We start from the raw sequence: 24,781 nt of genomic DNA, 5'->3' as shown, positions 1-24,781 counted from the left end.
TTCGGCAGACTGCTGTGACTGCTCGACGTTTGGGCCGGCGGTCGAATCATACGAACGTGAGCGACGCGAGTGACTCGCAACTCATTGCGCGATTCGTGAAAGCACAGAAAAGAAACAATGCGCGGACCGGACCCGGTCTTCACGCGAACAAAACTAAAGCCTTTGGTTCGGGCTGAAACCGCGAACCGTGGACCGATGTTCAGGTACGGTACGCGGCTGATGCCAGGGGGCAATGCTGCCCCCTGGCATCAATTGCATCAGAAGTCCGTCGTGACCGAGAACCAGGCCGTACGAGGCTCAGCCTGCGTCAGATAGCCGCCCAGGGCCGACGACCAGTACGATCGGTTGGCGAGGTTGGTCACCATGACCTTGAAACTGGTGTTGTGTTTGAACACGCTGGTCTGGTAGCGCGCACCGACATCAAAGCGCGTCCACGACGGCACCTGCTGGGTGTTTGCCTGATCGAGATATTGCGTGCTCGTCCAGAGCGCGCGTCCCATCAGCGTCAGACCGTTGACGTGGGGAATGTCGTACTCGACGTTGGCATTGAACGTCCATGCCGGTACGCCGATCGGGCGATTGCCGTTTTCCGTGCCGCCGTCCGTGTCCTGCAGCGTCGCGTTGATATACGACACACCGCCGATCAGGCGCAAGCCCTTGAGCGGTTCGCCGTACATCGAAAACTCGATGCCGCGATGACGCTGCTCGCCGTTGGCGCCGTAGATGCCCGTCGCGCTGTCCGTGTAAGCAACCTGCTGCTTGATCTGGTAGATCGCGAAGGCTCCGCCGAAATGATTGGCGTCGTACTTGATACCGGCTTCATATTGCTTCGCGCGGAACGGCGACGTGATCGCGCCGACGTTGATCGCGGTGCTCGGCGCGGTGCCGCCCTGCACGAGACTTTCGCTGCGGTTCGCGTAGACCGACAGATTCGGCTGGATCTTGTAGACCGCGCCGAGAATCGGCGTGGTGGCCGACTGGTTGTACGCTGCGTTCTGTACTTCGGTGCCGTAGTCGTAACCGTTCTGGACGATGTTCTGATGACGCGCGCCCACTGTGAACAGGAAGCGGTTGCCGAAGAAGCCCATCGTGTCCGACACGACGAAGCTGCGCATCAGCGTCGTGCTGGTCAGTCCCGGGTCCGCGAAATCGCCCGCGCCCGATGCGGTTTCCGGACGCGGAACCATCGGCGTGTTGTACAGGCTGGTCGGGAACTCGGCGCCGAAATCGGAGAAGTTGTACGCGTTATATGCCGCGAGACGATTGATCTGCCAGCCGAAGTTCACGGCGTGCGTGACCGGACCCGTGTCGAACTTGCCGCGCACGCCGGTTTGCGCCGCCAGCGAGTACTCCTTGTGAATCGTGCCCATGCGATAGCCGAGCGCGCTGCCTTCGTCGTAGGCCACCGTCGAGTAGTCACCATTTTCAGTGGTGTGGCGCGTGCCAAGGCCTGCGTAAAAGGTCCAGTTCGGGGCGATGTCGTATTCGCCACGCAGCATGCCGACGGTGTCTTCCATCGTCGAGTAGGTCCACGGCTGCGCGTAGTTATAGCTCGCGGAGGGGGTGGACGGGACCTCGTCACCCGTCACGAAGACGCCAGGCCGGCCTTCTGTGATGTGCTCCTTCTGATAAAGGAAGTCGGCATACAGACGCAGCTTGTCGCCGCGGTAGTCGAGCGAAATGGCGGTCTGCTGATCGTTGCGGCTTTCGCGGTCCACGGCCGTGTCGCCGCCTTCGACGGTTTGATTGACGCGAATGCCGAACTGGTCATTCGAGCCGAAGCGGCGACCCACGTCCACATGCGTGCCAAGCTCGCCGGATGCGCTGCCCTCGACCGTGACCTGAGTCAGCGGCTTGTCGTCAGCCACCTTCGTCTGAACGTTGATGCTTCCCCCGACGTTCGAACCGCCGGGCGCTGCGCCGTTGACGAAAGCGTTGGCGCCCTTGAAGACGTCGACACGTTCGATTGCGCCCGTGTTGAGCATCTGGCGCGGTGTCAGGCCGTACATGCCGTTAAGGCCGATGTCGTCCGAATAGACTTCGAAGCCACGAATGATGTAAGTCTCGGCGAAGTTGCCGTAACCCAACGCAGTGCGGACGGCAGGGTCATTGGCGACGATGTCGGCAATCGTGTGCGCCTGCTGGTCCTGAATAAGCTTGGATGTATAGCTTGTGACCGAGAACGGCACGTCAATCAGCTTCTGCTGACCCAACACGCCGATTTGCGCGCCACTCGCAACCTGTCCACCTGGCAGCGCACGCGACAGATCGCCGGGGAGCGTGTCTTTAGCAGCCTGAACCTTGACGGCGGGCAACGTGCTGTTAGGAGCGGAAGTCGTGTCGGTCGACTGGGCAAATGCCACTGCCGGCATGCTGAACGCGACTGCGATGGCGGCGAGGATAGCGGCGCGGCTGGCGGCCGTTTTGGCAGGCGCAACCTGCGGTTCGTGCAAACGTGAAGCTGACATGAAGTGGAAATTTGGGTGGTCGTCGATCTTCCGTCCCGGGGCGCGTGTGGAATCCGGGCGGCATTTTTCTGGCTGCTTACGCGTACTGGCACGGCTTTCGCGCGATTCTGTACACGCTTACAACTCGTGGTCGGCGAGAATTATAGTGCAAATGCGAATCATTATTATTGAAAATAACGTTGACGTCGCTTATGTTGCGGCTATGCAACATGGCTAGTCTGGAAGCGCTTCCGGTGCGCTGCGCTGGTGGGCGGAGAGCGTGTCGGGGCCTGCGGGGAAGACAAGTTGGCACGTGGTTTGCTGGTTGCAACAGACGTTTTTTGATCGCGAGTTGCCTGCATGTCCCGAACACCGTCTACCTGCAAAAGATGGAGCGCCCGCGAGGTCCGGTTGTTACACGAAGTGCCGCGCGTTCTTGTCGTCGACGACAACGCGGGTGCGGCCGAGGCGCTCGCCACCTATCTGTCCTATGAAGGCGTGGAGGCCCGCTCGGCCAATGGCTGCGCGGCGGCGCTGCGCTGCGTGAAAGACTGGGTGCCCGACGTGGTGGTGCTCGACATCATGATGCCGGAGCGCGACGGTTACGAAACCGCGAGTGCGCTACGCAGTTATCTGCCGACGCCCAGTCTGGGGATCGTCGCGTTTACGTCGCTCGACGAGGATCACGTCAAGGAGACCGGTAAGGCGCGCCACAATTTCGATGGTTATTGTCAAAAAGGCACGGCGCCGACTGCGTTGCTGGCGTTGATGCGGAATCTCTGGCGGGGTTAAAAAATTGTTTTGATATGAGTGTGGTCGCTGTGTCTCGTAATGCGTTTCGTCATGACTCGTAATTGTTTCGCTGAATCGCTTTCGGTGGCGATTTTGAGATTGCGGACGCAACGCGCTCGGCCGCCTGACCTTCATTTGCTCGCCACTCCTCGCGGCGGCGTTACGAAATCTAAAGCCCTCCAGGTAGCCCAATCTGACCGCGCGGTCTCTTGCTCCGCGCGACCATCCCGGCTGGCTGCGCCTGCGCGTCTTAAGCAGAACAGCCTTCGAAACACCGGTGCATCAAAACCCCGTTTCAATATCGATATTGAATCGATAAAACGTTTCAAAAGACCGCTAATTCGCGTATTCTTGAATCGAAAAACGAATTATGGGACGTTTCATCATGACTTCAAATATCGAGCGTAATTCCGATAAGCACAGCTACCGAAGCGGCGAAGCAGCCCGTCTGGCAAAAATGCCGGTCACGACTCTGCGCATCTGGGAGCGTCGTTACGGAGTGGTCGGGCCGGCCAAGACCGCATCAGGTCAGCGTCTGTATTCGGAAGACGACGTCCGGCGACTCACGTTGATCAAATTGCTGGTCAACCGGGGTCACGCAATCGGCGCGATTGCGCGGCTCGACCGTGAACAGTTGCAAATGCTCGCATCGCGTAATCCGGGTGACGGCGCTTCTGCGCACGTGGACCACGGCGTGCCGGGCGAAATCCGCATGGCCTTCGTCGGTAGTCAGCTTGCGCAGCATCTGCAAAGTGCGGGTGTCGACTTGCAGCAATACGGCGTAACCACGCTGACCACCTTTGACGATCTCGCTGAAGCCACCGCCGCAAACGACAACGGCGAACGCCCGGGGGCGCTCGACGCGCTGCTGGTGAGCGTCGACTCGCTGCAGGAAGACGTGGCCACGCAGATCATCGCGCTCGGCGGCGTGGTTCGCGCGAAGGCGATCGCCGTGGTCTACGGCTTCGGCACCGGCCCGGCAGCGGAAATATTGCGCGCGGCGGGTGTGCGTCTGCATCGCGAGGCGGAAAGCCGCACCGAATTCCGCCAGATGCTGGCCGACCTGTGCGAGCGCGTCCATCTTCAGGAACGTAGTGGCGACGACGTCGTGTGGTCGCGCGTCGGCCGCCGTTACGAAGACAGCGAACTCGAATCCATGGCAACCCGCTCGTCGACGATTGCATGCGAATGTCCGCGCCACCTCGTAGAACTGGTGATGAAGCTGTCGGCGTTCGAACGCTATAGCGACACATGCACATCGCGCTCCGCTCAGGACGCCGCGCTGCATCGCTACCTCGGCGACGTCAGCAATCGGGCCTGCGCGATGGTCGAAGCCGCGCTCGAACGGGTCGCGCGCGAAGAAGGCTGGTTCGGGTTCGCCGAACCGCAGCCGCCGCAGTCCGCTCACGACGCTCACGAGTAGCACGCACCGTCGCACAGGAGGCGCCATGCAACATGATGCTTCGCAGGATGCGGCCGCGGGCGCGCTCGGGCTGCAGGAAAAGAACGCGTATCTCGCGGCGCTGCTCAGGCGCGTCGCGAAGCACGATGCGGGCGCGTTCGAGGCGTTGTACCGCGTCTCCGCGAAATCGCTGTTCGGGCTCGCGTTGCGGGTGACGCGCACCACCGAATCTGCGGAAGAAGTGGTGCAGGATGGCTTTATCAAAATCTGGCGCTTTGCCGGCACGTACGATTGCGCGATGTCGTCGCCGTCTACGTGGATGTCGGCCATCGTCAAGAATCAGGCGCTCGATTATTTGCGGCGCAACGCGTATTCCGGTTTCTATGTCGAAGATATCGACGAGCACCTCGCACCGGTCGATCCCGACGACGATTTTGCGCTGCAGTTTTCCGTGGACGCCGAACGGCTGTCGCTCTATCTCGGCCGTCTGACGCCGGTTCAGCGGCAGGCGATTGCGCTCGCGTATTTTCGGGGGCAATCGCAATCGGAAATCGCCTACGCGCTCGATGCGCCGATCGGCACCGTCAAAAGCTGGATCAGTCGTGGGCTCGAATCGTTGCGCGTGATGATCGACGCACGGCCCGCGCCGCATCATGGCGGGTCGTACTGAGTTAAACGCTGTGCTTCCGGGTAGCCGGTCGATCGCGGAACAGCCCTTGCTGCAAGGTCTTTTCATCGACTTGCGCGCAAACCCGCGCGTCGACCTTACACGGAGGCTCCCGCATGAAACCCTATATCATCGCTCACATGATGTCCTCGCTCGACGGTCGCAGTCTGACTGACGGCTGGAACCTCGACTTCGCCAGCGATCTCTACGAAACCACCGCCGCCACCTTCGAAGCCGATGGCTGGATCTGCGGTCGCGTGACGATGCAGGAGATTTCGCACGGCACCGATTATCCCAGGGGCCTCGCAAAATGCGCGATTCCGCGCACCGATCATTTCGTTGAACGCGACGCGTCGCAATACGCGATTTCGATCGATCCGCAGGGACGTGTCGCGTGGAAGAGCAACACGGCGCTGAAATCGCATGTGATCGAAGTGCTGACCGAGCAGGTTCCCGACGACTTCCTCGCGTACCTGCAATCGATCGGCGTGTCTTACGTGTTCGGCGGCAAGAGCGAGATCGATCTCGGCAAGGTGGTGCAAACGCTGGCCAGCGAACTCGGCGTGAAGAAGCTGATTGTCGAGGGCGGCGCGCATGTGAGCGGTGCGTTCGTGAACGCCGGTCTCGTCGACGAAGTCAGCGTGCTGATCGTGCCGTTGGTGGATGGTCGAAGCGAGCATCCATCGTCGTTCGAGGTGGCGATGGAGAAGTGGCAGAAACCCGCTTATCTGAAGCTGACCTCGGTCGAGAAGCAGCAACACGATGCTGTGTGGCTGCGCTATACGAAGGCTTGAAATTGAATGAAGCGCGCCTGGGCGAGTGCTGCATTGCCCAACGCGCGCTTGTGTGTGATGCGATTCGCCGCGATCAGCCCTTCATACGTGAGGTAGAAAGCCATCCACCGGCGACGCCAATCTGCGCGATCTGTTTCGCGACGGCATCGCCGAGACGTTTTGCATCCGCCGACACCCCCGCGCGTTTCGTTTCCGATACGGCGTGCAAGCTGCCACCCACTGCCGCCGATGTCGCGACAACACCCGCTGCGGCACCCACGCCCGCGGTCTCCACCATGCCGGGCGCCTTGCCGCTGTCGGCATCGGCGGTGAAGCTTTGCACCAGACGCGCTGCGCCGCCCGCCGGTTTGTACAGAATCTGCACGGAACTGCTGACCTGGCTCTTGCCCGCGCCGAGGCCGATCAACATGCGGCGACGGCGATTGCCAGAGTCGATCGTGTCGAAGCTGCCTTGCACCAGCAGCACGTTCTGATCGGCGGGAGCGGGGACGTCCGAGCGAATCGCTTGCAGGCCCATCGACTGCAACTGGTTCACGATTTCGTTCGCGACCTGTTCACGCACCTGGTCCGCATCGGCGACCTGTTTTTGCGCGGCAGAAGAACCTTCGAGTTGCGTTTTCAGTTTCTGCAACATGCCACCGTCAAGTTTCACCTGATCGGGATTGGCGTCGAACGTGTAGACGTAAATGGTGTCGGGGCGCACGGGTGCTTGCACACTCGCCGAACTTGCCGTGCTCGCATTCGTGATCGCGCTGCCGGCGCAACCGGTGAGCAGCGCGCTGCAACAAACCATCGTCACGCCAACAAAACGTGCGGCATTTTTTCTGATGAAATTCACTGAATTAAACATGGTCATTCCTGGCTCGGCACGCAATGCCGGTAGTTCGAACGCACTCGCCGATGATCGGGCAACCGTAGGATCGTTGATCATCGGCGAAGCGATTCGCACGTGAAGCACTCTTGATCTCATGCGCGTTGTTTCTCGCGCACCGGCAGCGAAACGAAGTATGGGCGAGCCGCTTGCCGAACTCCATTCAACAATTATTTCGCGCGATGTCGCGACGAAAAACGAACGGACGTAAAGGCGAAAACAGGGGAGTTTGGATTGACCGCCTTCAGCCAGGCGCTGGATGCGGTCGTGAATCGGGAGGAGGTTGGCGAGCGGGTTCGACGATCAGTTCAATGCGAGCTTGACGATGCATCCAAGGACAAAAACAAGCAGCACGGCAGCGACGATCAGATTTAGCGGATAGCGCATTCTTCACCAGGCACTCACGTTGCAGTGCTCTTATCCTAGCCAGCTGAACGAAGATGAAAAGTCGCCAGTAATCGGTAGTGTGGGGCAGCTAACGCATTAACCCAATGTTCTTCGCGCGAGTCGGCGGGGCGCTTCAGATCAAACGGTTGTTGGATCGGAATTGCCGTTTCCTGTTTCGCAAAACGGAAAAGAAGGACTGAACAGCGAGAGGTTGCAGGGGAAAAAGGGCGCGCATCGGGTGGGGATTTTGATGCGGTCGAGCGTCGTCACAACGAGCGCTTGCAACTGAAGCGAGAGAGGCGCGCACGAACGGCGCACCTCTTCTGTACAGCGCTTTTTTGCTTACTGAGGCTGAGCCGGCGGCGCGCCATGAGGCGGCTTGTTCGCCGCCGTCAGGTCTTCGGCGAGACTGGTACGCAGCGTGGCAATCGCCTGTTCGGGATTGGCCGGCTTCAGCTGCTCGCGAGCCAGCGAATCGTAGACGTAGTGACGCAGCATCGGGTCCTGCGTTTTGCTCAACACGTCGTGATATACCGCGATGATCTCGCCTTCATGTCCGCTCATTGCGTACAGGCGGCGCAGTTGTTCCAGATCGTTGATGACCGCAAAACCGGGGCCGCGCGGTCCCATCATCGGACCCATCGGACCATGTTGTTCATGCGGGCCGTCGCCGTGTTCGGGACCGCCGTGCATTTGAGGCGGAGCAGGAGGCGCGGACGCATCCTGCGCGAATGCGGCCGTCGCGGCCATGCTCAGAAAGGCGGCTACTGCCGCGCCGAAAATTGCTTTTTTCATGATGTCGCTCCCTTCGGGACAACGTCGGCGCCACAGTGCGCCAACACATGAGCAACGATAGACGACCTGCGGATTCGTAGGGTTACTGAAGCCGTTATGTAACTTACCAAGCCTTGCATGTGCCGCATCTTGCGCGGACCGGCCCGGCGCAATGACGCGGGCGAGCCAGGGAGAGTCCGCTGGCGCAATAATTCCGGATAGCGCATGATTGACCCGATGTGCCGTCCGACCCCAGAACCGGCAAGGCTTTGCGGGTCGCGCGGCACACGTCGCGGCCACGTGTACGTCACAGAAACATGTCACGACGATGTACGGGCAGCGAGTATTTAACCGTTAAGGAGGATTTCGCATGGACCGACCTGACGCCGCCAATCCGTTTGGCGATTTCACCAAAATGCTGGAGCAGTTCAAGCTCCCCGGCTTCGACGTACCCGCCATCATGGAAGCGCGACGCAAGGACATGGAAGCGCTGGTTCAGGCGAATCAGACGGCTTTTCAGGGCATGCAGTCGCTCGCGCAGAAGCAGGCCGACATGTTGCGCTCGACGCTCGGCGAATTGCAGTCGCTCACCGGGCAGTTGTCGGCCGGCGGCGCATCGCCTTCGACGAAAACGGCGGAGTTGATTCAGCAAAGCCTGCACAAGTCGCTCGCCGACATGCAGCAACTCGCGCAAGCGGCGTATCAGACGCAGGCGGAGTCGTATGCGGTGATCGCAAAACGCGTAGAAGAGAATGTGCAGGAGCTGAAATCGCTTTTGCAGCAGCAGAAGAAGTAGTGCGCCTGCCGTGCTCGAATCGGTGATTCGAGCACGGCGAGTGTCGTTACAAAAAGATGCCAGCCGCGAATGACCGCCAGGTCATTCGCGGCATTTTTTTGCGTGTAGAAAGAGATGCTCATGGGGCTAGTTTCTCTTCACACAAAACCCTTTTGAATGCCGCGTATTGTCAGAGGAAAACCGTGTTTTCGGCCTATCTTTTAAATATATATTTACAAATTGCAACTTATGCGGGACGGATGGAATTATTTCTGATGTGCCCTCGCCATACCTAACGGCTGTTTGGTTCAAACGCCACGAAACGCATCAAAAACCGCTGCATCGCCAGCCCCGGCTGGTTACGACCCGTGCGACCGCACGTGTTCGAACGGTGCGGCAACCTGCAAAGGTTTGAATCGTCCCGCAAACGATTGCCCGAGGCGCTCACACCCACTAAAGTTTCGCGCCGCCACTCCGTAGACGCATTCACGCAGCTCGACTGACCCGACAGCAGTCACGGTATTCCCGGTCAGTCGAGCGCCCCTGAATTCACGCTCGCGATCCGTTTTTATCGCCAGGGCCGCGAGCGTTTCACGTCGAAGGAAATCTCTTGAAACCGATGCTCCTTACCTGCATTGCTCGCGCAATGCTCGGGGCGGGTTGTGCGCTGTCGTTTGCCGCGCACGCCACGCTTGGCCAGAACGTCAGCACCGTCGATAGCGACCAGACGCGCCTGCGCGCCGTCGCTCATTCGGCAATTACGCAAAGCGCGTATTCGGTGCATCTGATCACGATGCCGTCCGGCACCGAGGTTCGCGAATACGTCGCGTCGAACGGGATCGTGTTCGGGGTCGCGTGGGACGGCCCGACGCTGCCCGATCTGAAGTCGATGCTCGGCGCTTCGTTCGACACCTACGTCGCGGCTACCGCGACCCGGCGCGGCACCCCGCTCGCGGTGTCGAACAGCGACCTGGTGATTTTCTCCAGCGGACATCTGCGGGCGTTTTCCGGCCACGCGTATCTGCCGCAAGCCGTGCCCGCTGGCGTCGACGTCAGCGTCATTCAATAACGGAGCAGATCATGCGTCATAGCTCTTCGTTCATTACCCTGGTCGGCGCGGCACTGCTCGCGCTGGTGGTCAGCGCTTGCGGCGGCGGAGGCGGTGGTTCCAGCGGCGCCAGCACCACGGCTAATTCCAGCAACTCGACCGGTTCGTCGACGACGTCCAGCGTGACCAGCGCGGCGCCTTCGTCTCAGGTGCTCGCGGCCAATGCGGTGCGCGTGACGGTCGATTCCGGCGTCAGCAACGTGCCCAACATGCCGTTTGTCAGCGTGACGATTTGCGCGCCCGGCACGAGCACCTGTCAGACCATCGACCATATGCTGGTCGATACCGGTTCGTGGGGAGTGCGGGTGTTCGCCAATCAGTTGCCCGCGTCGATGACCCTGCCGCAGCAGCAGGACGCGTCCGGCAATCTGGTGGCCGAGTGCATGCAGTTTTTCGACGGCTACACGTGGGGTTCGGTGAAGCTCGCCGACGTGCAGATTGCGGGCGAAACTGCCGCGTCGTTGCCGATTCAGGTGATCGACCCGAGCTACGCGTCGGTGCCTTCCGATTGCGCGAGCGTCGGCGCGTCGCGTAATACGCCGTCCACGTTGCAGGCCAACGGGATTCTCGGCATCGGCGTATTCAAGCACGACTGCGGCGCGAACTGCGTGCAGCAGGCACTCGCGGGTACGTACTACGGTTGCACCGGCACCGCCTGTACGTCGATTCCGCTCGCCGAGAAATATCAGGTCGCCAATCCGATCCCGTACTTTGCGACCGACAACAACGGCTCGTTGCTGAGCCTGCCGACGGTTTCGGGCGGCGCGCAATCGGTCAGCGGTCAACTCATATTCGGCATCGGCACGCAGAGCAACAACACGTTGGGCGGTGCGCAGGTGATCGGCGTCAGTGCGTCGAATGGCACGTTCACAACGGTGCAGAACGGCACGACGTATTTGCGCAGTATCCTCGACAGCGGCTCGACCGGGCTGTTCTTCCAGACCAGTCAGATGCCTGCGTGTGCCAGCCCGAACAGCGCGTATTACTGTCCGTTGTCGACGGTGCAGTTGGGCGCGACGATCGAAGGCGTGAACGGCGTGACGAGCGCGGTGAGCTTCTCGGTGGGCAATGCGACGTCGATCGCGCAGACTTATGCGGGCGACTCGGCGCTGCCTTTGCTGGCCGGTCCGGCTTTCGTGACGTCGTCGGTATTCGATTGGGGGCTACCGTTCTTTTATGGCCGCACCGTCTACGCCGCCGTCGAGCAGCAGCCGACGCCCGGTGGAACGGGGCCATACGTGGCTTACTGATTGATGGTTGTCAAGCGTTCATCCTGATGACGAAAGCCCGCTGCCGGTTGATCCGGCGGCGGGCTTTCTTGTTGGCATGGCGGCTTGATGGAGGCTTCGATAAAAGCCTCGGCAGAAGCTATGCCTTTGCGTCATTGACTCTGCGGCACAGGAGCTTCGCCGGTGGCGGGCGGTGTCGTTTGGGGTTGTGCGCCGGTTTGCTCCGATGCCGATGGCGCGACCGGTGCAGCTGGGTCAACCGGAGGCTGAACAGGAGCGACCGGCGCTGAATTGGTTGCGGGCGCGGGCGCCGGTGGTGGCGATGGCGGCACGACAGCCTGTGCGCCGGATTGAGCATCTGCTTGCCCTGCGTTCGGCGCCGCGACCGCAACCGGCGCAACCGCAGCCGCAGCGTCGAGCTGAACCTTCCCCTGCGCCACCTCACCCGCAGGCGTCGCCGCTTCCCTTGGCTGCGACTTGTCCCCCGCACCCGCAATCACGCGATGCACGAAACGCAGCTTTTCCACCACCGGAACCGCCAGCGTGAACGGATATCCGTCCGCCATGCCGAGACTGCGGTTCAGGCTGTTCAATGCATAAGTGAGCGGAAACCAGCGCTTCATCAGATTCTCGAAGCTCGCGTCTTCGACCGGCGTACGGTCCGTCAGCGTCGGCTCGCTCGGATCGTCCGGCAGCAGGGCGACGCCGTAAGAAGTAGACGTATCCAGCACGTCGACGATCAGCATGTAGTGCGCCCACGTCTCCGCCCAGTCTTCCCACGGATGCATCGTCGCATACGCGCTGATATACGACGCCTGCCAGTCGGCCGGCGCGCCGTCGCGGTAGTACGCGTTCAGCGCCTCGCCATAGTCGGCGCTTTCGTCGCCGAACAGCTTGCGGTACGGTTCGAGCCAGCGCGGATTGTTCTCCACCAGCTGGCTGAAATAGTAGTGCCCTGTCTCATGACGAAAATGGCCGAGCAGCGTGCGATACGGTTCGCCCATCGCGGTGCGCACCTTTTCGCGGTAAGCGTCGTCGGCCTCGGCGATGTTCAGCGTGATCAGCCCGTTGTCGTGACCGGTCATCACGTGCGCGCCGTCGCCGCCGTCTTCGAGAAACTCGAACGCGAGGCCGTGCTCCGGGTCCGCCTGACGCGATTTCACATCGAGACCGAGTTCCGCGAGCGTGTAAAGCAGGCGCCGCTTTGCCATTTCCAGCCGATACCAATAGAGCCGGTTATCCGGCGCGCTCAGGTTCGGAATCGTGCGGGTCAACTGGCACGCACGGCACAATGTGTCGGGCGAATCGGCGGGAATCATCCAGTTGCAGACGTTCTCGACCGCGTAGTTGTGGCACTGGCGGAACAGCGCGCCCTCGGCGGCTGGATGCAGGCTGCGCCAGCGGCCTTCGCCGGCATCTTCGAAGGCGCTGATTTCCTCGCATTCAGGCACATAGCCGAGCAATGACTCACAGCGTTCGCAGCGGACGTTTTCGTAGAAAACGAGGTGCGAGCAATGATTGCAGTGGAAAGTTTTCATCGATCGGGCCCGGGGTGATGGGTGGCAGTCGTAAGTGGGATGAATAACGTGAACGAGCCGATGAGGCCGCAATCTTCATGCCGCGTTTGCCATCCGTCACTCGTTTAACGCACATTACGTGCATGATCGTGCACGGGCGCTGCGCCGCTTTGGTGCGTGGCGCGGCGGCGGTCTTGCAGAAGTCCCGAGGCGGGCTCGCGGCGGTCTTGCATCAGTGTCGCCGCAGTGGCGCAAAAGGCGGGGAAAAGCTGCGTTAATCGTCCGACCGGGCGCGCATGGCATGCGGCACACTTCGCAACAGGCGGTGATCCGGGCAGATAAGGCAAGCTAGAAGCGGTACGACAGTTCATCACAGTTCACGCGGTTTTCGATCAACGGCATGAAGCTTGCTTTTTGGCGGGCTGCCATCCTTCATCCAGGAGTCCGGTGTGTCCATACGCGTCGCGTTGCATCACGTCACACATTACCGCTACGACAGGCTGGTCGCGCTGTCGCCCCAGGTCGTGCGTCTCAGGCCTGCGCCGCATTGCCGTACTCCGATCCTCTCGTATTCGCTGCGAGTCGAACCGGCCGAACACTTTATCAACTGGCAACAGGACGCATTCGCCAACTATCAGGCGCGATTGGTCTTTCCCGAGAAGACGCGCGAGTTCAAGATCACCGTCGACCTGATCGCCGAGATGGCGGTCTACAACCCGTTCGACTTCTTCCTGGAGCCGTCGGCCGAGCAGTTCCCGTTCGAGTATTCGGAAGGGCTCGCCGTCGAACTGGCGCCGTACCGCATCAAGCGTCCGATGACGCCGCGTTTCGCCGAGTTCGTCGCGAGTATCGACCTGACGCCGACCGTGACCGCCGACTTCCTCGTCGCGCTGAACCAGCGGCTGCAACGTGAAATCCGCTATCTGATCCGAATGGAGCCTGGCGTGCAGACGCCGGAGGAAACGCTGGTGAGCGCGGCGGGTTCGTGCCGCGACTCGGGCTGGCTGCTGGTCGAGACGTTGCGGCAACTGGGACTGGCCGCGCGTTTCGTGTCCGGTTACCTGCTGCAACTTGCGCCCGACGTCAAATCGATCGACGGCCCGAGCGGCACCGAAGTCGACTTCACCGACCTGCACGCGTGGTGCGAGGTGTATCTGCCGGGCGCGGGCTGGATCGGTTTCGATCCGACCTCGGGGCTGCTGGCGGGCGAAGGGCATATTCCGGTCGCGTGTACGCCGGAGCCGGGCAGCGCGGCGCCGATTTCGGGCGCGGTCGATGAGTCCGAGGTCGAATTCAGCCACGAGATGTCGATCGAGCGGGTGCTGGAAACGCCCCGCGTCACCAGGCCGTACACGGAAGAAGTGTGGGGCGACGTGCTGAAGATGGGCGCCGAGGTCGACCGGCAACTCGCCAATATGGACGTGCGCCTGACGATGGGCGGCGAGCCGACCTTCGTGTCGGTGCGCGACCGCGACGCCGCCGAATGGAACACCGACGCGCTCGGGCCGACCAAGCGCGGCTACGCGGTCGCGCTGATGGAAAAGCTGCGCGCGCGCTACGGCGCGAACGGCTTCCTGCATATCGGCCAGGGCAAGTGGTATCCGGGCGAGCAATTGCCGCGCTGGGCGATGTCGCTTTACTGGCGCGCGGACGGCGAGCCGTGCTGGCACGACCCGTCGCTGTTCGCCGACGAACGCGAGCCGGGCCGCTACACCGCCGCCGACGCGCAGCGTTTCCTCGCGCATCTGGCAGGCAAGCTGTCGCTCGAAACGGACACCATCCAGCCCGGCTACGAGGACACCTGGTACTACCTGTGGCGCGAGCGCCGTCTGCCGGTCAACGTCGATCCGTTCGACACCAAACTCGACGACGAACTGGAGCGCCTGCGCCTGCGTCGCGTGTTCGATGCGGGTTTGAGCGGCGTGACCGGCTATGTGCTGCCGCTCGGACGCGAGCGCGATATCCCGGGCGAAGCGCCGAAGTGGGTGAGCGGCCGCTGGTTTTTCCGCGACGAACGCATGTACCTGATTCCCGGCGATTCGCCGATGGGCTACCGCCTGCCGCTCGACTCGCTGCCGTGGGTGTCGAAGACCGATTATCCGTATCAGCACGCGCACGATCCGTTCGCGCCGCCGGTGCCGTTGCGCGCCGCCTCACAGTTGCGTCTGCAATACGACGGCACCGAAGCCGCCGGTCAGCGCCCCGCGCTCACTACGGAAAACGCGCGCCGGGCCGCCGCGTTGTCGTTGTCCGCGGGGGATCTGCTGAGCGGGATGCCCGGCAGCAGCGTGCTGGCTTATGCCCGTCAGCCGGGCGAACAGCCGCCGGCGCGCGGCGTGTCGTCGAAGGAAACGTTGCGCACGGCCATTTGCGTCGAGGCGCGCGATCCGAAGCGCGCAGCCGGTCCGAAGGCCGAGGAGAAGACCTTCGGCAGCGGTCGCACGCTGCTGCACGTGTTCATGCCGCCGCTGACCGAACTCGACGATTACCTCGACCTGCTCGCCGCGATCGAAGCCACAGCCGCCGATCTGAAGATGCAGGTCGTGCTCGAAGGCTATCCGCCGCCGCGCGATGCGCGTCTGAAAGTGCTGCAGGTGACGCCGGACCCGGGCGTGATCGAGGTGAACATTCATCCGGCCGCGAACTGGGAGCAGCTGGTCGATCACACGGAGTATCTGTACCAGTCGGCGTCCGAAACCTATCTGAGCAGCGAAAAGTTCATGACCGACGGCCGGCACACCGGCACCGGCGGCGGCAACCACTTCGTGCTCGGCGGCGCGACGCCCGCGGACAGTCCGTTCCTGCGACGCCCCGATCTGCTCGCGAGTTTGATTGCTTACTGGCACAACCATCCGTCGCTGTCGTATCTGTTTTCGGGGCTGTTTATCGGGCCGACCAGCCAGGCGCCGCGCGTCGACGAAGCACGCAACGACCAGGTGTATGAACTCGAAGTCGCGTTCCGCGAATTGCAGCGCCAGATCGACCTGCTCGGCGGACGCGACAGCGCGAACCTGCCTTCGTGGATGATCGACCGCTCGCTGCGCAACATCCTGATCGACGTGACCGGCAACACGCACCGCGCCGAATTCTGCATCGACAAGCTGTATTCGCCCGACGGCCCGACCGGCCGCCTCGGCCTGCTCGAATTGCGCGGTTTTGAAATGCCGCCGCACGCGCGCATGAGCCTCGTCCAGCAACTGCTGCTGCGCGCGCTGGTGGCGCGTTTCTGGCACACACCGTACACGCAGCGGCTCACGCGCTGGGGCACCGAGCTGCACGACCGCTTCCTGCTCGGCACCTTCGTCAAGATGGATTTCGACGATGTGATCGGTGAACTGAACCGCGCCGGTTTCGCGTTCGACAGCAGCTGGTTCGCGCCGCACTTCGAATTCCGCTTTCCGCTGGTCGGCGAGACCACGGTGAACGGCGTGTCGCTGACGATCCGCAATGCGCTCGAACCCTGGCATGTGATGGGCGAAGAGGGCTCGCCGGGCGGCACGGTGCGCTATGTGGATTCGTCGGTGGAGCGGCTCGAAGTACACGCGCTCGGGCTGAACGGGAACCGTCATGTGCTGACGGTGAACGGTGTGCCGGTGCCGTTGCAGCCGACCGGCCGCGTCAGCGAGTATGTGGCGGGCGTGCGCTTCAGGGCGTGGGCGCAGCCTTCGGCGCTGCATCCGACGATCGGGGTCGACGCGCCGCTCACCTTCGACCTGGTTGACAATTGGACTGGCCGCTCGGTGGGCGGTTGCCAGTATCATGTCGCTCATCCGGGCGGGCGCAACTACGAGACCTTCCCGGTGAACGCCTACGAGGCGGAAAGCCGGCGGCGCTCGCGTTTCTTTGCGTCGGGTCATACGCCGGGACCGCTCAGGGCCGATGCGCCGCATCGCAGTCTCGAGTTTCCGTTCACGCTCGATCTGCGCTACTGGTGAAATCCAACCACTCTTAAAACGACACCATCTTGGCTTTTCAATCGACTTTTCCCTTCGAAACGTCCGCGGCCCACGCGGACGCTTCGTCCCTGTTACGCCTGTTGCCGGGCTACGAGGGACATTGGGACGAGTTGCGCGACGCCACGGGCGCACTGCGCGAACCGTGGCGTCAGTTCTTCGAGCGGCTCGGCGAAGATGGCGTGGCGCGGCTGGAGGATCACGTCGCGTCGGTCGCGCAGCAGATCCGCGATAACGACATCAGCTACAACGTCTACGCGGATAACGGCGAGTCGCGTCCATGGGCGCTCGACCTGCTGCCGTTCCTGATCAGCGAGGACGAGTGGGCGCATATCGAGCAGGGCGTGATGCAGCGCGCGCATCTGCTCAATGCAATCGTCGCCGATATTTACGGGCCGCAGACCCTGCTCGAACGCGGGCAGTTGCCACCCGCGCTGGTGTTCGGGCATCCCGGCTATCTGCGCCCGGTGAAAGGTTATACGCCGCCGGGCGGCCAGTATCTGCAGGTCGTCGCGGTCGATCTCGCGCGTACGCCCGGCGGCGACTGGACGGTGATGCAGCATCGCACCGAAGCGCCGTCCGGTCTCGGTTATGCGCTGGAAAACCGGCTCATCGTGTCGTCGCTGTTCGCCGATCCGTTCCGTTCGATGCGCGTGAGCCGTCTCGCGCCAACCTATTCGCAACTGATCGCGACGCTCGCGCAGGCGGCCCAGGCCACGATGCGGCACGACGACAGCGCCGAGGGCAGCCGCGCCGATACGTCGCCGCATATCGCGTTGCTCACGCCAGGGCCGTATAGCGAAACGTATTTCGAGCACGTGTTTCTGGCGCGCTATCTGGGCGTCACGCTGGTCGAAGGCAAGGACCTGACCGTGCGCGACGACAAGCTGTATCTGAAGACGCTGGCGGGGTTGGAGCGCGTGCATGTGGTGCTGCGCCGTCTTGACGACGCGTTCTGCGATCCGGTCGAATTGCGCGCCGATTCGAGCATCGGCGTGCCCGGTTTGTTGCAGGTGATGCGCGCGGGTAACGTGATCGTATCGAACGTGCCGGGGTCGGGTTTTGTCGAGTCGCCCGCGTTGCATGGGTTTTTGCCCGGCATCGCCGAAACGCTGCTTGGCGAAGACCTCGTATTGCCGAGCGTCGCGACCTGGTGGTGCGGCGAAACGGCGGCGCGCGAGCACGCGTTCGCGCGGCTGGACGAGGCGTTCATCGTGCCGACATGGCCGGTCAGCGGGCGCGATGCACCGCCGGGCATCGAGCAGGGCCGGCAGAAGCTGGACGCATGGCGAGAGCGGATCGAAGCGCTGCCCGATACGTTCACCATCCAGCAGCCGCAGCGCTTTTCGTGCACGCCGCGTTACGAAGAGGGCACTATTGGGCGTCGTCCGAGTGTGCTGCGCGTCTATGCAATCGCCGACGCCAACGGCGGCTGGCATGTGATGCCAGGCGGCTTCACGCGGATGGCCGCCGAGCGGCAGACCACGGTATCGATGCAGTACGGCGGCAGCAGCGTCGATACATGGGTGCTGTCGAGCCAGCCGACTTCGACCTTCACGCTGCTGCCTTCGCCGATGCAACCCGCCGACCTCGCGCGCAAGCATCGCACCGTGTCGAGCCGCGCGGCGGAAAATCTGTTCTGGGCCGGACGTTATGGCGAACGCGCGGAAAACAACGTGCGCCTGCTGCGGCTGATTCTCGGCTCGCTGGAAGGCAACGACGCCGACGCGATGTTCCCGACCCTGGTCGAACTTGCAATGCAGTGCGGGCTGGTGCAATCCGGCGACCTGTTTTCACCGCATTCGCCCCAACACTTCGAACGCGCGCTGATCGCGAATCTGAGCGAAAGCGCGGGGATGGCCAGCATCGGCCAGAACCTGAATTGTCAGGCACGCTCGAACGGCGAAGTGCGCGGGCGGCTGTCGAACGATCACTGGCGCACGATTCTCGCCGCGCGTAACGATTTTCGCGATGCGTTGCAGACGTTGATGCCGGTGGCTGCCGGGTTGAACGGCGGTGGTTTGTCGCAAGCGCAGGCGCAGTCTCAATCCCAATCTCAATCGCAGAGCAATGGCCGCGGCGAGCGTCACGACCGCTACGACCGCGTCACGCTGGTGAATGCGCTCGAACACCTGTCGGTGCAGCTATCGGCGATCAGCGGCGCGCAGGGCGACCGCATGACACGCGACGAAGCATGGCGTTTGCTGTTCGTCGGACGTCACATCGAGCGCGTTTCGTCGATGGCATCGTTTCTGCGCGTCATCGCCGACAAAGGTCAGCTCGCGACGCCCGCCGGTTTCGACCTGCTGCTGCAATTGTTCGACAGCACGCTGACGTATCGCTCGCTGTATCCGGGCCGTTTCGAAGTGCCGGCGTTGCTCGACCTGCTGGTGATCGAGCCGACCAATCCGCGCGGCATCTACGGTGTGTACGACCGTTTGCGCAAGAAGCTCGATGAGATCGCCGTGGCGGCGGGCAGCACGCGGCATCGCCCGTTTGCGGAATTGATGCCGCCGGCTTCGTCGTTGCCGTCGCTCGAATCGCTGTGCAGCGTCGACGAAAACGGTTCGTACGAGCGTCTGACCGGCGTGTGCGATCTGATCGGCGGCTTCGTCGGCGCGGCCGCGCATGAAATCAGCGCGCGCTATTTCAGTCACGCGAGCACGGTGGCGTCACAGGTATGGTCATGAAAAACGCACCCGTCGTCCTGTCGGTTTCGCACCGCACTACTTATCGTTATTCCACGTATGTCGAGACCGCGCAGCATCTCGCGACGATCCGTCCGATTGCGTGTTCGTGGCAGCGTGTCGTCTCGCACGACGAGCGGATCGAGCCGGAGCCGTCGTATCTGAATAGCCGTATCGATGCATTCGGCAACGACGTGCTGTACTTCGCACTCGATACGCCGCACGAGCGCCTGCAACTCGTCAGCGAAACGACGGTGGCGCTCACGCCGCGCTGGACCGATCTCGATCCCGACGCGACGCCCGCCTGGGACGAAGTGGCCGACGCATTGCGGTTTCGTGTCGGCGGTCAGTTTCGGGCGGAGGTCGAGTTCTGTTTCGCGTCGCCGAATATCGCGCTGCGTGCGTCGCTGCGCGACTATGCGTTGCCGAGTTTTCCGCCCGGCCAGCCGGTGGCGGCGGGCGCGATCGATCTGATGCATCGCATTCACGAAGACTTCGCGTATAAGCCGTCGGCCACGATGTTCGATACGCCGGCCGAGCGCGCTTTCGAATTGAAGAGCGGCGTGTGTCAGGATTTCGCGCAGGTGATGATCGGCTGTCTGCGTTCGCTAGGGTTGCCCGCGCGTTACGTGAGCGGTTATCTGCGTAACGATCCGCCGCCGGGGCAGCCACGCCTGATTGGTGCGGACGCGTCGCATGCGTGGGTCTCGGTGTATTGTCCCGGCAGCGGCTGGATCGATCTCGATCCGACCAACGACGTGCTCGCCGACCTCGATCATGTGACGCTCGCCATCGGCCGCGATTACAGCGACGTGTCTCTATTGCGCGGGATGATTCTCGGCGGCGGCGCGCATCGCGTGGAAGTAGGGGTGACGGTACTCGCGCTTTGAGTTTGGCGTGAATGAAAAAACGGCTCGCCGGTTTATCCCGACGAGCCGTTTTCATTTCGAGTAGGCCGATGCGGACTTACTCGACAAACGCGCCGATCGCGAGGAACGGGTTGACGTGGTAGACGTTGCTCGGGTCGTTGGTCAGGTACGTTGGGTTGATGCCGTTCATCAGCAGCCCGTACACCGGACCGACCTTGACCATCACGCCGGTATCGCCCGCCTTGAAGATGGACGTGCTGCCGGACATCAGGTCTTTGTTCGCGGTCACGTTGATGAAGCCCGGTTGCGTCTGCGTGTAATCGAGCGCGAGATTGCTCGATACCGATGACGTGAACGGATTCAGCAACGCCGCCGTCGGATTCTGGAACAACGTGGCGCCGTAGTTCACGCCCGCATTGAACGACGCGCTGCCGTCGCTGCACGAACCCGTCGCCGCATAGACGTAGGTACCGTTGTCGTAAATGGTCGACGGATTCTGGCCGATCGTGGTCACCGCGCCGCACGCCGACGCACTATTCGCGCCGATATAGCCGCCCGTCAGCGTGGTCTGATCGACCGTGGTCGCGGGTGCCAGCAGCGATATGCCGAGTTGATCGTCGAGCGCGTTGTTGAAGATGCTGGCGATATCGGTACCGGCATCGGTGTGCGCGTAACCGACGCGGATCATCACCGGCACAAGCTGGTTGTTCACTTTGCCGACAATCATGATGCCGTGCGCAAGGCTCTGCGCGAACAGCACCTGCTCGGTGCCCACGCCGACTGCCGGGTAGCCGAGGGTCGGCGAAGTGGCTGGCGTATTGCTGATGAAAACATTGTCCGGCGTGCCGTCGGCATTGGTGCGCAAGGTCCACGGCGTGCCGGTCAGCGAGCACGAGTAGAGCGATGAACTCGACGTGCAGGTGCCGTCAGCGTTGAGCGTCTCGGTGGTCTGAATGGCGGTCGGCGCCCAGCCGGTCATGGTGATGCCGCCGTCCGTGCTCTGCACGGTCGAGCCTTCGGGATTCACCCGGAAGCCGACTTCGTTATAGGTGCCGGCAACCTGCGTGAAATCGGTGACGGTCTCGCTGAAGCCGAGGAACGGATATGAGTCGAAGGTGCGCGACGGCACCAGGCCAATCGGGAAGCCGAGTGTGCTGATGCCGTCGAACTGGATCGTCGCGCCTGGAATGCCGCCGCCGAGAATCCCCTGGCCGACGAACAGCATCGGCGGATCTTGCGGATTGATCGTGACGCTATAGCTGCCGTCGGCGGTCGCGCCGTTTTTCAGCACGATCGCGCAGCGATTCTGTTCGGCGGTCGGCAATGCGAGCGCGCCGCTGGGGTTGTCGTAGTCGCCGGTGATCGTCAGGCCCGCGCGCGTGGTGTTCACCTGTCCCGCCGAGGTCGGCACGGCGGAATCGATGAAGGTCATCTGGTATTGCTTCTTCGTCGAGTCGAATTTCACCTTCACATATTCGCCGCTGCCCGAGCCGCCGGTATAGGTGGTCGAGTAGTCGAGCGTGTCGGGGCACAGCTTCGCGGCGACTGCCGGCGTGCTCGGCGGCTGGCCTTGGGCCGGACAGGTGCTGCCCGAACATTGCGGGACCGCGACAGCGGCCGGATCGTCGGGTTTGCCGCCGCCGCAAGCTGCTAGCAATACGGACAGCGCGAGTGCGCTGAGCACAGTTGGAGCGGATAACGCTTTCCGCAGTCTGAATGTCATGGTGTGTCTCCTCGATGCTGTCTTTCGTTATTAATGCGCATGGAATATCTGAACCATGCGAATACTTCTGGTTATTCGGCGAATGCTAATTGCCCAAGTGGCGACGTGCGCGGATTGGCGGGCGAGTCGCGGGATAATCGGCTGAAAATGCGCGCGAAACGATTACCGTGAGTGCTGGCCGGATCGGCACGGTTTGCAGTTCTCAAATACGCGGAGCCATGACTGGCGGGCGTGATGAACCCTACGCACCAATGGCCACCGGCAATACCGGTGATTACGCCTTTCTCAGGTAAACCAGTGGGGGATCAATGCGGTTGAAGCGGTATTAATACGGAAATCCGCATCGGCATATGCCACCTGGATTGCGGTCCTCGATGATGCGGCGTGGGATGACATTAACGTCTCCTTGATCTGTTTTTAATTTTTAATGTTGGCGGGCTGAACATTAAGCCGCTACTGAGCAATTGTATATAGTGGCGTTAATCCAAACTCCGGGCGTGCGTTGTCGCTACGCGCGGTGCGGCTTGCGGCGAAATTTCAAACGGACGTATGTATGAAGAGCCGTTTTTGATGCGCGGGTAGGCCGTGGGTTCGCAGGTCAGCAGTCAGCGTCGAGATTCAAAAGAAACTTGACTCTGTGCGTATGCACACATACACTGCTTTTCATGACACGTCCCATCTCTTACGACGAATGCAACTGTTTCGCGCTGCGCCAGGCGGCGCGGCACGTCACGCAAATCTACGAGCGCCATCTCGGCGTGGTCGGGCTGACGGCTGCGCAGTTCACGATTCTCGCCAAGCTCGCGCGCACGCCGAACCTCGCCATGGTGGATCTCGCCGACGCGATGGTGATGGAACGCACCACGCTGGTCCGCGCAATGAAACCGTTGCAGCGCGATGGCCTGGTGTCGACTGAATCGGCGGAACATGACGGTCGTACGTTTCTGTTCAGTCTCACGGAGAAAGGCGAAGCGACCTTCGATCAGGCCGCGATTGCATGGCGCGCGGCGCAGGACGAGTTTGAGCAGAAGTTCGGACAGGGGCGCGCTAAAACACTGCGCGCTGAGTTGTTCAGCATCACAGGTTAGTCGGCACGTATATGCCCGTTCCGGCGGGCTTTATTTCGCGCTGTTATGTGCATACGCACTCATGAACCGGGAAGCACGGCAATGGAAGGTCTATTCGACGACGACTGCTTTGCGATACGTCAGGCCGCGCGTTACGTCTCGCAGCTTTACGACCGGCATCTGGCGAATGTTGGGCTGACCATCACGCAGTTTTCGTTGCTAGGCCGCCTGAAACGCACAGGTCCGATGACGATGAAGCAAATGGCCGAAGCGATGCGGATGCAACGCACCACGCTGGTCCGCACGATTCAGCCGCTGCGCCGCAATGGCCTGATCTCGGGCGAGACCCTCGGCGCAGACGGACGTACGCTTTCAATCGTGCTCACGGCGGCAGGCGAGGAGCGCCTGAAAGCGGGGCGCACGCATTGGTATGCCGCGCAAGCCGAGTTTGAAAACCGCTTCGGCGAGCAGCGCGCGGCGGCGTTGCGCGGGGAATTGTTCGCGATCACGCGCGATTCAGTTTGAAGCACGAATGAAGAGTTAAAGAAGGCCGGCGCATTGCGCCGTTTTTTTCAACGCACCGAGTGCATACGCACATATCGACATCATGTCCACTACACCTTCGACTATCGCGCCGCCCAACGCGGCTCAGACCGCCAGACAGGCAAGACGCATTCCGTGGATGCTGCTCTCGGTCATCACGGTCCTGATCGCGCTGGCGCTGGCCGTGTCGTACTGGTTCTTCGTCGGCCGCTTCGTCGAAACCACCGACGATGCGTACGTAGGGGGCGACGTCACCGTGATGGCACCGAAGGTGAACGGTTTCGTCACGGACGTGCTGGTGCAGGACAACCAGTTCGTGCACGCGAACCAGGTGCTGATCCGGCTCGATGCACGCGATTACGATGCCCGCCTCGCACAAGCCAGCGCGGAAGTTCAGAGCGCGCAGGCGGCCGTCACCGAGTTGCAGGCGAAGAAATCGCTGCAGCTTGCGACGATCAACGAACAGGCCGCCGAGGTTCGCGCGTCGGGCGCGGAATTGACCCGCAGCGCCGCCGATCAGACGCGTTATCGCGAACTCGTGAAAGACGACGCGGTATCGAGCCAGGTGGTCGAGCGGGCCGACGCCGATCTGACCAAGGCGCACGCCGCCGTGGATCGCAGCAGCGCGGCATTGATCGCAGCGCAGCGGCAGATCGCGGTGCTCGATGCGCAGATCGGCGACGCCGAGGCGCGCATCGCCACCGCGCAGGCCGCTCAGCGCGTTGCAGCGCTGAATGTCGAGTACACCACGATCCGCTCCCCAATCGATGGTTATGTAGGCAATCGCACCGCGCGCGTGGGCCTGCTGGCGAATACGGGCGTTTCGCTGCTCACGGTGGTTCCGTCGAGCGGGTTGTGGATCGACGCGAACTTCAAGGAAGACCAGTTGAAGAAAATGCGTGTCGGTGATGGGGTTGATGTAGATCTCGATGCATCGAGCAAGCGGATTCACGGCGTGGTCGAAAGCCTGGCTCCCGCGACCGGTGCAACTTTCAGCGTGCTGCCCGCCGAAAACGCCACCGGCAACTTCACGAAGATCGTGCAGCGCGTGCCGGTGCGAGTGCGTCTCGATGTTCCGAAAGACATGCAAGGCGTGTTGCGGCCCGGCCTCTCGGCCACGGTGAAAGTCCACCTCGGTGCCGGCGATTCCAGCAATGCCCCCGCTCATGGATAACA

18 protein-coding genes and 1 pseudogene are annotated in these 24,781 nt (G+C 62.1%); 14 read left to right on the top strand and 5 right to left on the bottom strand.

Features of this window, described 5'->3' with window-relative positions; genetic code table 11:
• Window positions 1-257: 257 nt before the first annotated feature.
• On the bottom strand, window positions 258-2,468 hold the full coding sequence (locus BLS41_RS26200) for a TonB-dependent receptor (RefSeq protein ID WP_074770138.1): 2,211 nt from the start codon (window positions 2,466-2,468) through the stop codon (window positions 258-260).
• A 339-nt stretch (window positions 2,469-2,807) separates the two neighbouring features.
• On the opposite strand from BLS41_RS26200, the gene BLS41_RS26195 reads away from it, so the two are divergent.
• From BLS41_RS26195 to BLS41_RS26180, 4 genes are all read left to right on the top strand, one after another.
• Window positions 2,808-3,239 carry a response regulator gene (locus tag BLS41_RS26195; RefSeq protein WP_074770136.1) on the top strand — a complete coding sequence of 144 codons (432 nt, stop codon included), beginning with the start codon at window positions 2,808-2,810 and terminating at the stop codon, window positions 3,237-3,239.
• Window positions 3,240-3,624: 385 nt separating this feature from the next.
• Window positions 3,625-4,662: a MerR family transcriptional regulator gene (locus BLS41_RS26190; protein ID WP_074771189.1), complete on the top strand. Its 1,038-nt coding sequence runs from the start codon at window positions 3,625-3,627 to the stop codon at window positions 4,660-4,662.
• A gap of 25 nt (window positions 4,663-4,687) precedes the next feature.
• The gene (locus tag BLS41_RS26185; RefSeq protein ID WP_083380082.1) at window positions 4,688-5,311 is read left to right on the top strand and encodes an RNA polymerase sigma factor; all 624 of its coding nucleotides are present in this window, start codon (window positions 4,688-4,690) and stop codon (window positions 5,309-5,311) included.
• A gap of 113 nt (window positions 5,312-5,424) precedes the next feature.
• On the top strand, window positions 5,425-6,102 hold the full coding sequence (locus tag BLS41_RS26180) for a RibD family protein (RefSeq protein ID WP_074770134.1): 678 nt from the start codon (window positions 5,425-5,427) through the stop codon (window positions 6,100-6,102).
• Window positions 6,103-6,175: 73 nt separating this feature from the next.
• Here the strand turns inward: BLS41_RS26180 and BLS41_RS26175 are convergent, their stop codons facing one another.
• Window positions 6,176-6,952, bottom strand: a complete 777-nt coding sequence (locus BLS41_RS26175) for a DUF4410 domain-containing protein (protein ID WP_074770132.1) — start codon at window positions 6,950-6,952, stop codon at window positions 6,176-6,178.
• 255 nt (window positions 6,953-7,207) lie between these two features.
• Between BLS41_RS26175 and BLS41_RS39395 the strand changes: the two genes are divergently transcribed.
• Window positions 7,208-7,348: a hypothetical protein gene (locus BLS41_RS39395; RefSeq protein ID WP_216350619.1), complete on the top strand. Its 141-nt coding sequence runs from the start codon at window positions 7,208-7,210 to the stop codon at window positions 7,346-7,348.
• A gap of 354 nt (window positions 7,349-7,702) precedes the next feature.
• Here the strand turns inward: BLS41_RS39395 and BLS41_RS26170 are convergent, their stop codons facing one another.
• Entirely contained in the window at window positions 7,703-8,155 is a 453-nt protein-coding gene (locus BLS41_RS26170; RefSeq protein ID WP_074770130.1) for a hypothetical protein, read from the bottom strand.
• Between the two features lie 349 nt (window positions 8,156-8,504).
• Here BLS41_RS26170 and BLS41_RS26165 point away from each other — a divergent pair, with 349 nt between their 5' ends.
• From BLS41_RS26165 to BLS41_RS26155, 3 genes are all read left to right on the top strand, one after another.
• On the top strand, window positions 8,505-8,930 hold the full coding sequence (locus BLS41_RS26165; RefSeq protein WP_074770128.1) for a phasin family protein: 426 nt from the start codon (window positions 8,505-8,507) through the stop codon (window positions 8,928-8,930).
• Between the two features lie 598 nt (window positions 8,931-9,528).
• Window positions 9,529-9,978 (top strand): DUF2844 domain-containing protein, encoded by a 450-nt coding sequence (locus tag BLS41_RS26160; protein WP_171910338.1) that lies wholly within the window; start codon window positions 9,529-9,531, stop codon window positions 9,976-9,978.
• 11 nt (window positions 9,979-9,989) lie between these two features.
• Window positions 9,990-11,267 (top strand): DUF3443 domain-containing protein, encoded by a 1,278-nt coding sequence (locus tag BLS41_RS26155; protein WP_074770124.1) that lies wholly within the window; start codon window positions 9,990-9,992, stop codon window positions 11,265-11,267.
• A gap of 452 nt (window positions 11,268-11,719) precedes the next feature.
• On the opposite strand, the pseudogene BLS41_RS26150 reads toward BLS41_RS26155, so the two are convergent.
• Window positions 11,720-12,784, bottom strand: a pseudogene (locus tag BLS41_RS26150) (zinc-binding metallopeptidase family protein); the annotation flags it as partial.
• A gap of 428 nt (window positions 12,785-13,212) precedes the next feature.
• Between BLS41_RS26150 and BLS41_RS26145 the strand changes: the two are divergent.
• From BLS41_RS26145 to BLS41_RS26135, 3 genes are read left to right on the top strand one after another with little or no spacing between them, the layout of a single operon-like run.
• Window positions 13,213-16,698, top strand: a complete 3,486-nt coding sequence (locus tag BLS41_RS26145) for a transglutaminase family protein (protein ID WP_074770120.1) — start codon at window positions 13,213-13,215, stop codon at window positions 16,696-16,698.
• A gap of 29 nt (window positions 16,699-16,727) precedes the next feature.
• Window positions 16,728-19,406 carry a circularly permuted type 2 ATP-grasp protein gene (locus BLS41_RS26140; protein ID WP_074770118.1) on the top strand — a complete coding sequence of 893 codons (2,679 nt, stop codon included), beginning with the start codon at window positions 16,728-16,730 and terminating at the stop codon, window positions 19,404-19,406.
• Window positions 19,403-20,293, top strand: a complete 891-nt coding sequence (locus BLS41_RS26135; RefSeq protein WP_074771187.1) for a transglutaminase family protein — start codon at window positions 19,403-19,405, stop codon at window positions 20,291-20,293. The genes BLS41_RS26140 and BLS41_RS26135 overlap by 4 nt, the downstream gene beginning before the upstream one ends.
• 76 nt (window positions 20,294-20,369) lie before the next feature.
• Here the strand turns inward: BLS41_RS26135 and BLS41_RS26130 are convergent, their stop codons facing one another.
• On the bottom strand, window positions 20,370-21,995 hold the full coding sequence (locus BLS41_RS26130; protein WP_074770116.1) for a DUF2957 domain-containing protein: 1,626 nt from the start codon (window positions 21,993-21,995) through the stop codon (window positions 20,370-20,372).
• Window positions 21,996-22,660: 665 nt separating this feature from the next.
• On the opposite strand from BLS41_RS26130, the gene BLS41_RS26125 reads away from it, so the two are divergent.
• The 3 genes from BLS41_RS26125 (at window position 22,661) to BLS41_RS26115 (ending at window position 24,779) form a co-directional block, all read left to right on the top strand.
• Window positions 22,661-23,083, top strand: coding sequence for a MarR family winged helix-turn-helix transcriptional regulator (locus BLS41_RS26125; RefSeq protein WP_074770114.1), 423 nt, complete (start codon window positions 22,661-22,663; stop codon window positions 23,081-23,083).
• A gap of 81 nt (window positions 23,084-23,164) precedes the next feature.
• Complete coding sequence (locus tag BLS41_RS26120) at window positions 23,165-23,587, top strand: MarR family winged helix-turn-helix transcriptional regulator (RefSeq protein WP_074770112.1); 423 nt, start codon at window positions 23,165-23,167, stop codon at window positions 23,585-23,587.
• An 82-nt stretch (window positions 23,588-23,669) separates the two neighbouring features.
• A complete protein-coding gene (locus BLS41_RS26115; protein WP_171910312.1) occupies window positions 23,670-24,779 on the top strand; it encodes an HlyD family secretion protein in 1,110 nt (369 codons plus the stop codon).
• The last annotated feature ends 2 nt before the right edge of the window (window positions 24,780-24,781 follow it).

Origin of the sequence: Paraburkholderia fungorum, assembly GCF_900099835.1 — a bacterium.
Lineage (GTDB): Bacteria > Pseudomonadota > Gammaproteobacteria > Burkholderiales > Burkholderiaceae > Paraburkholderia > Paraburkholderia fungorum_A.
This window is presented reverse-complemented; position numbering and strand designations above follow the sequence as displayed.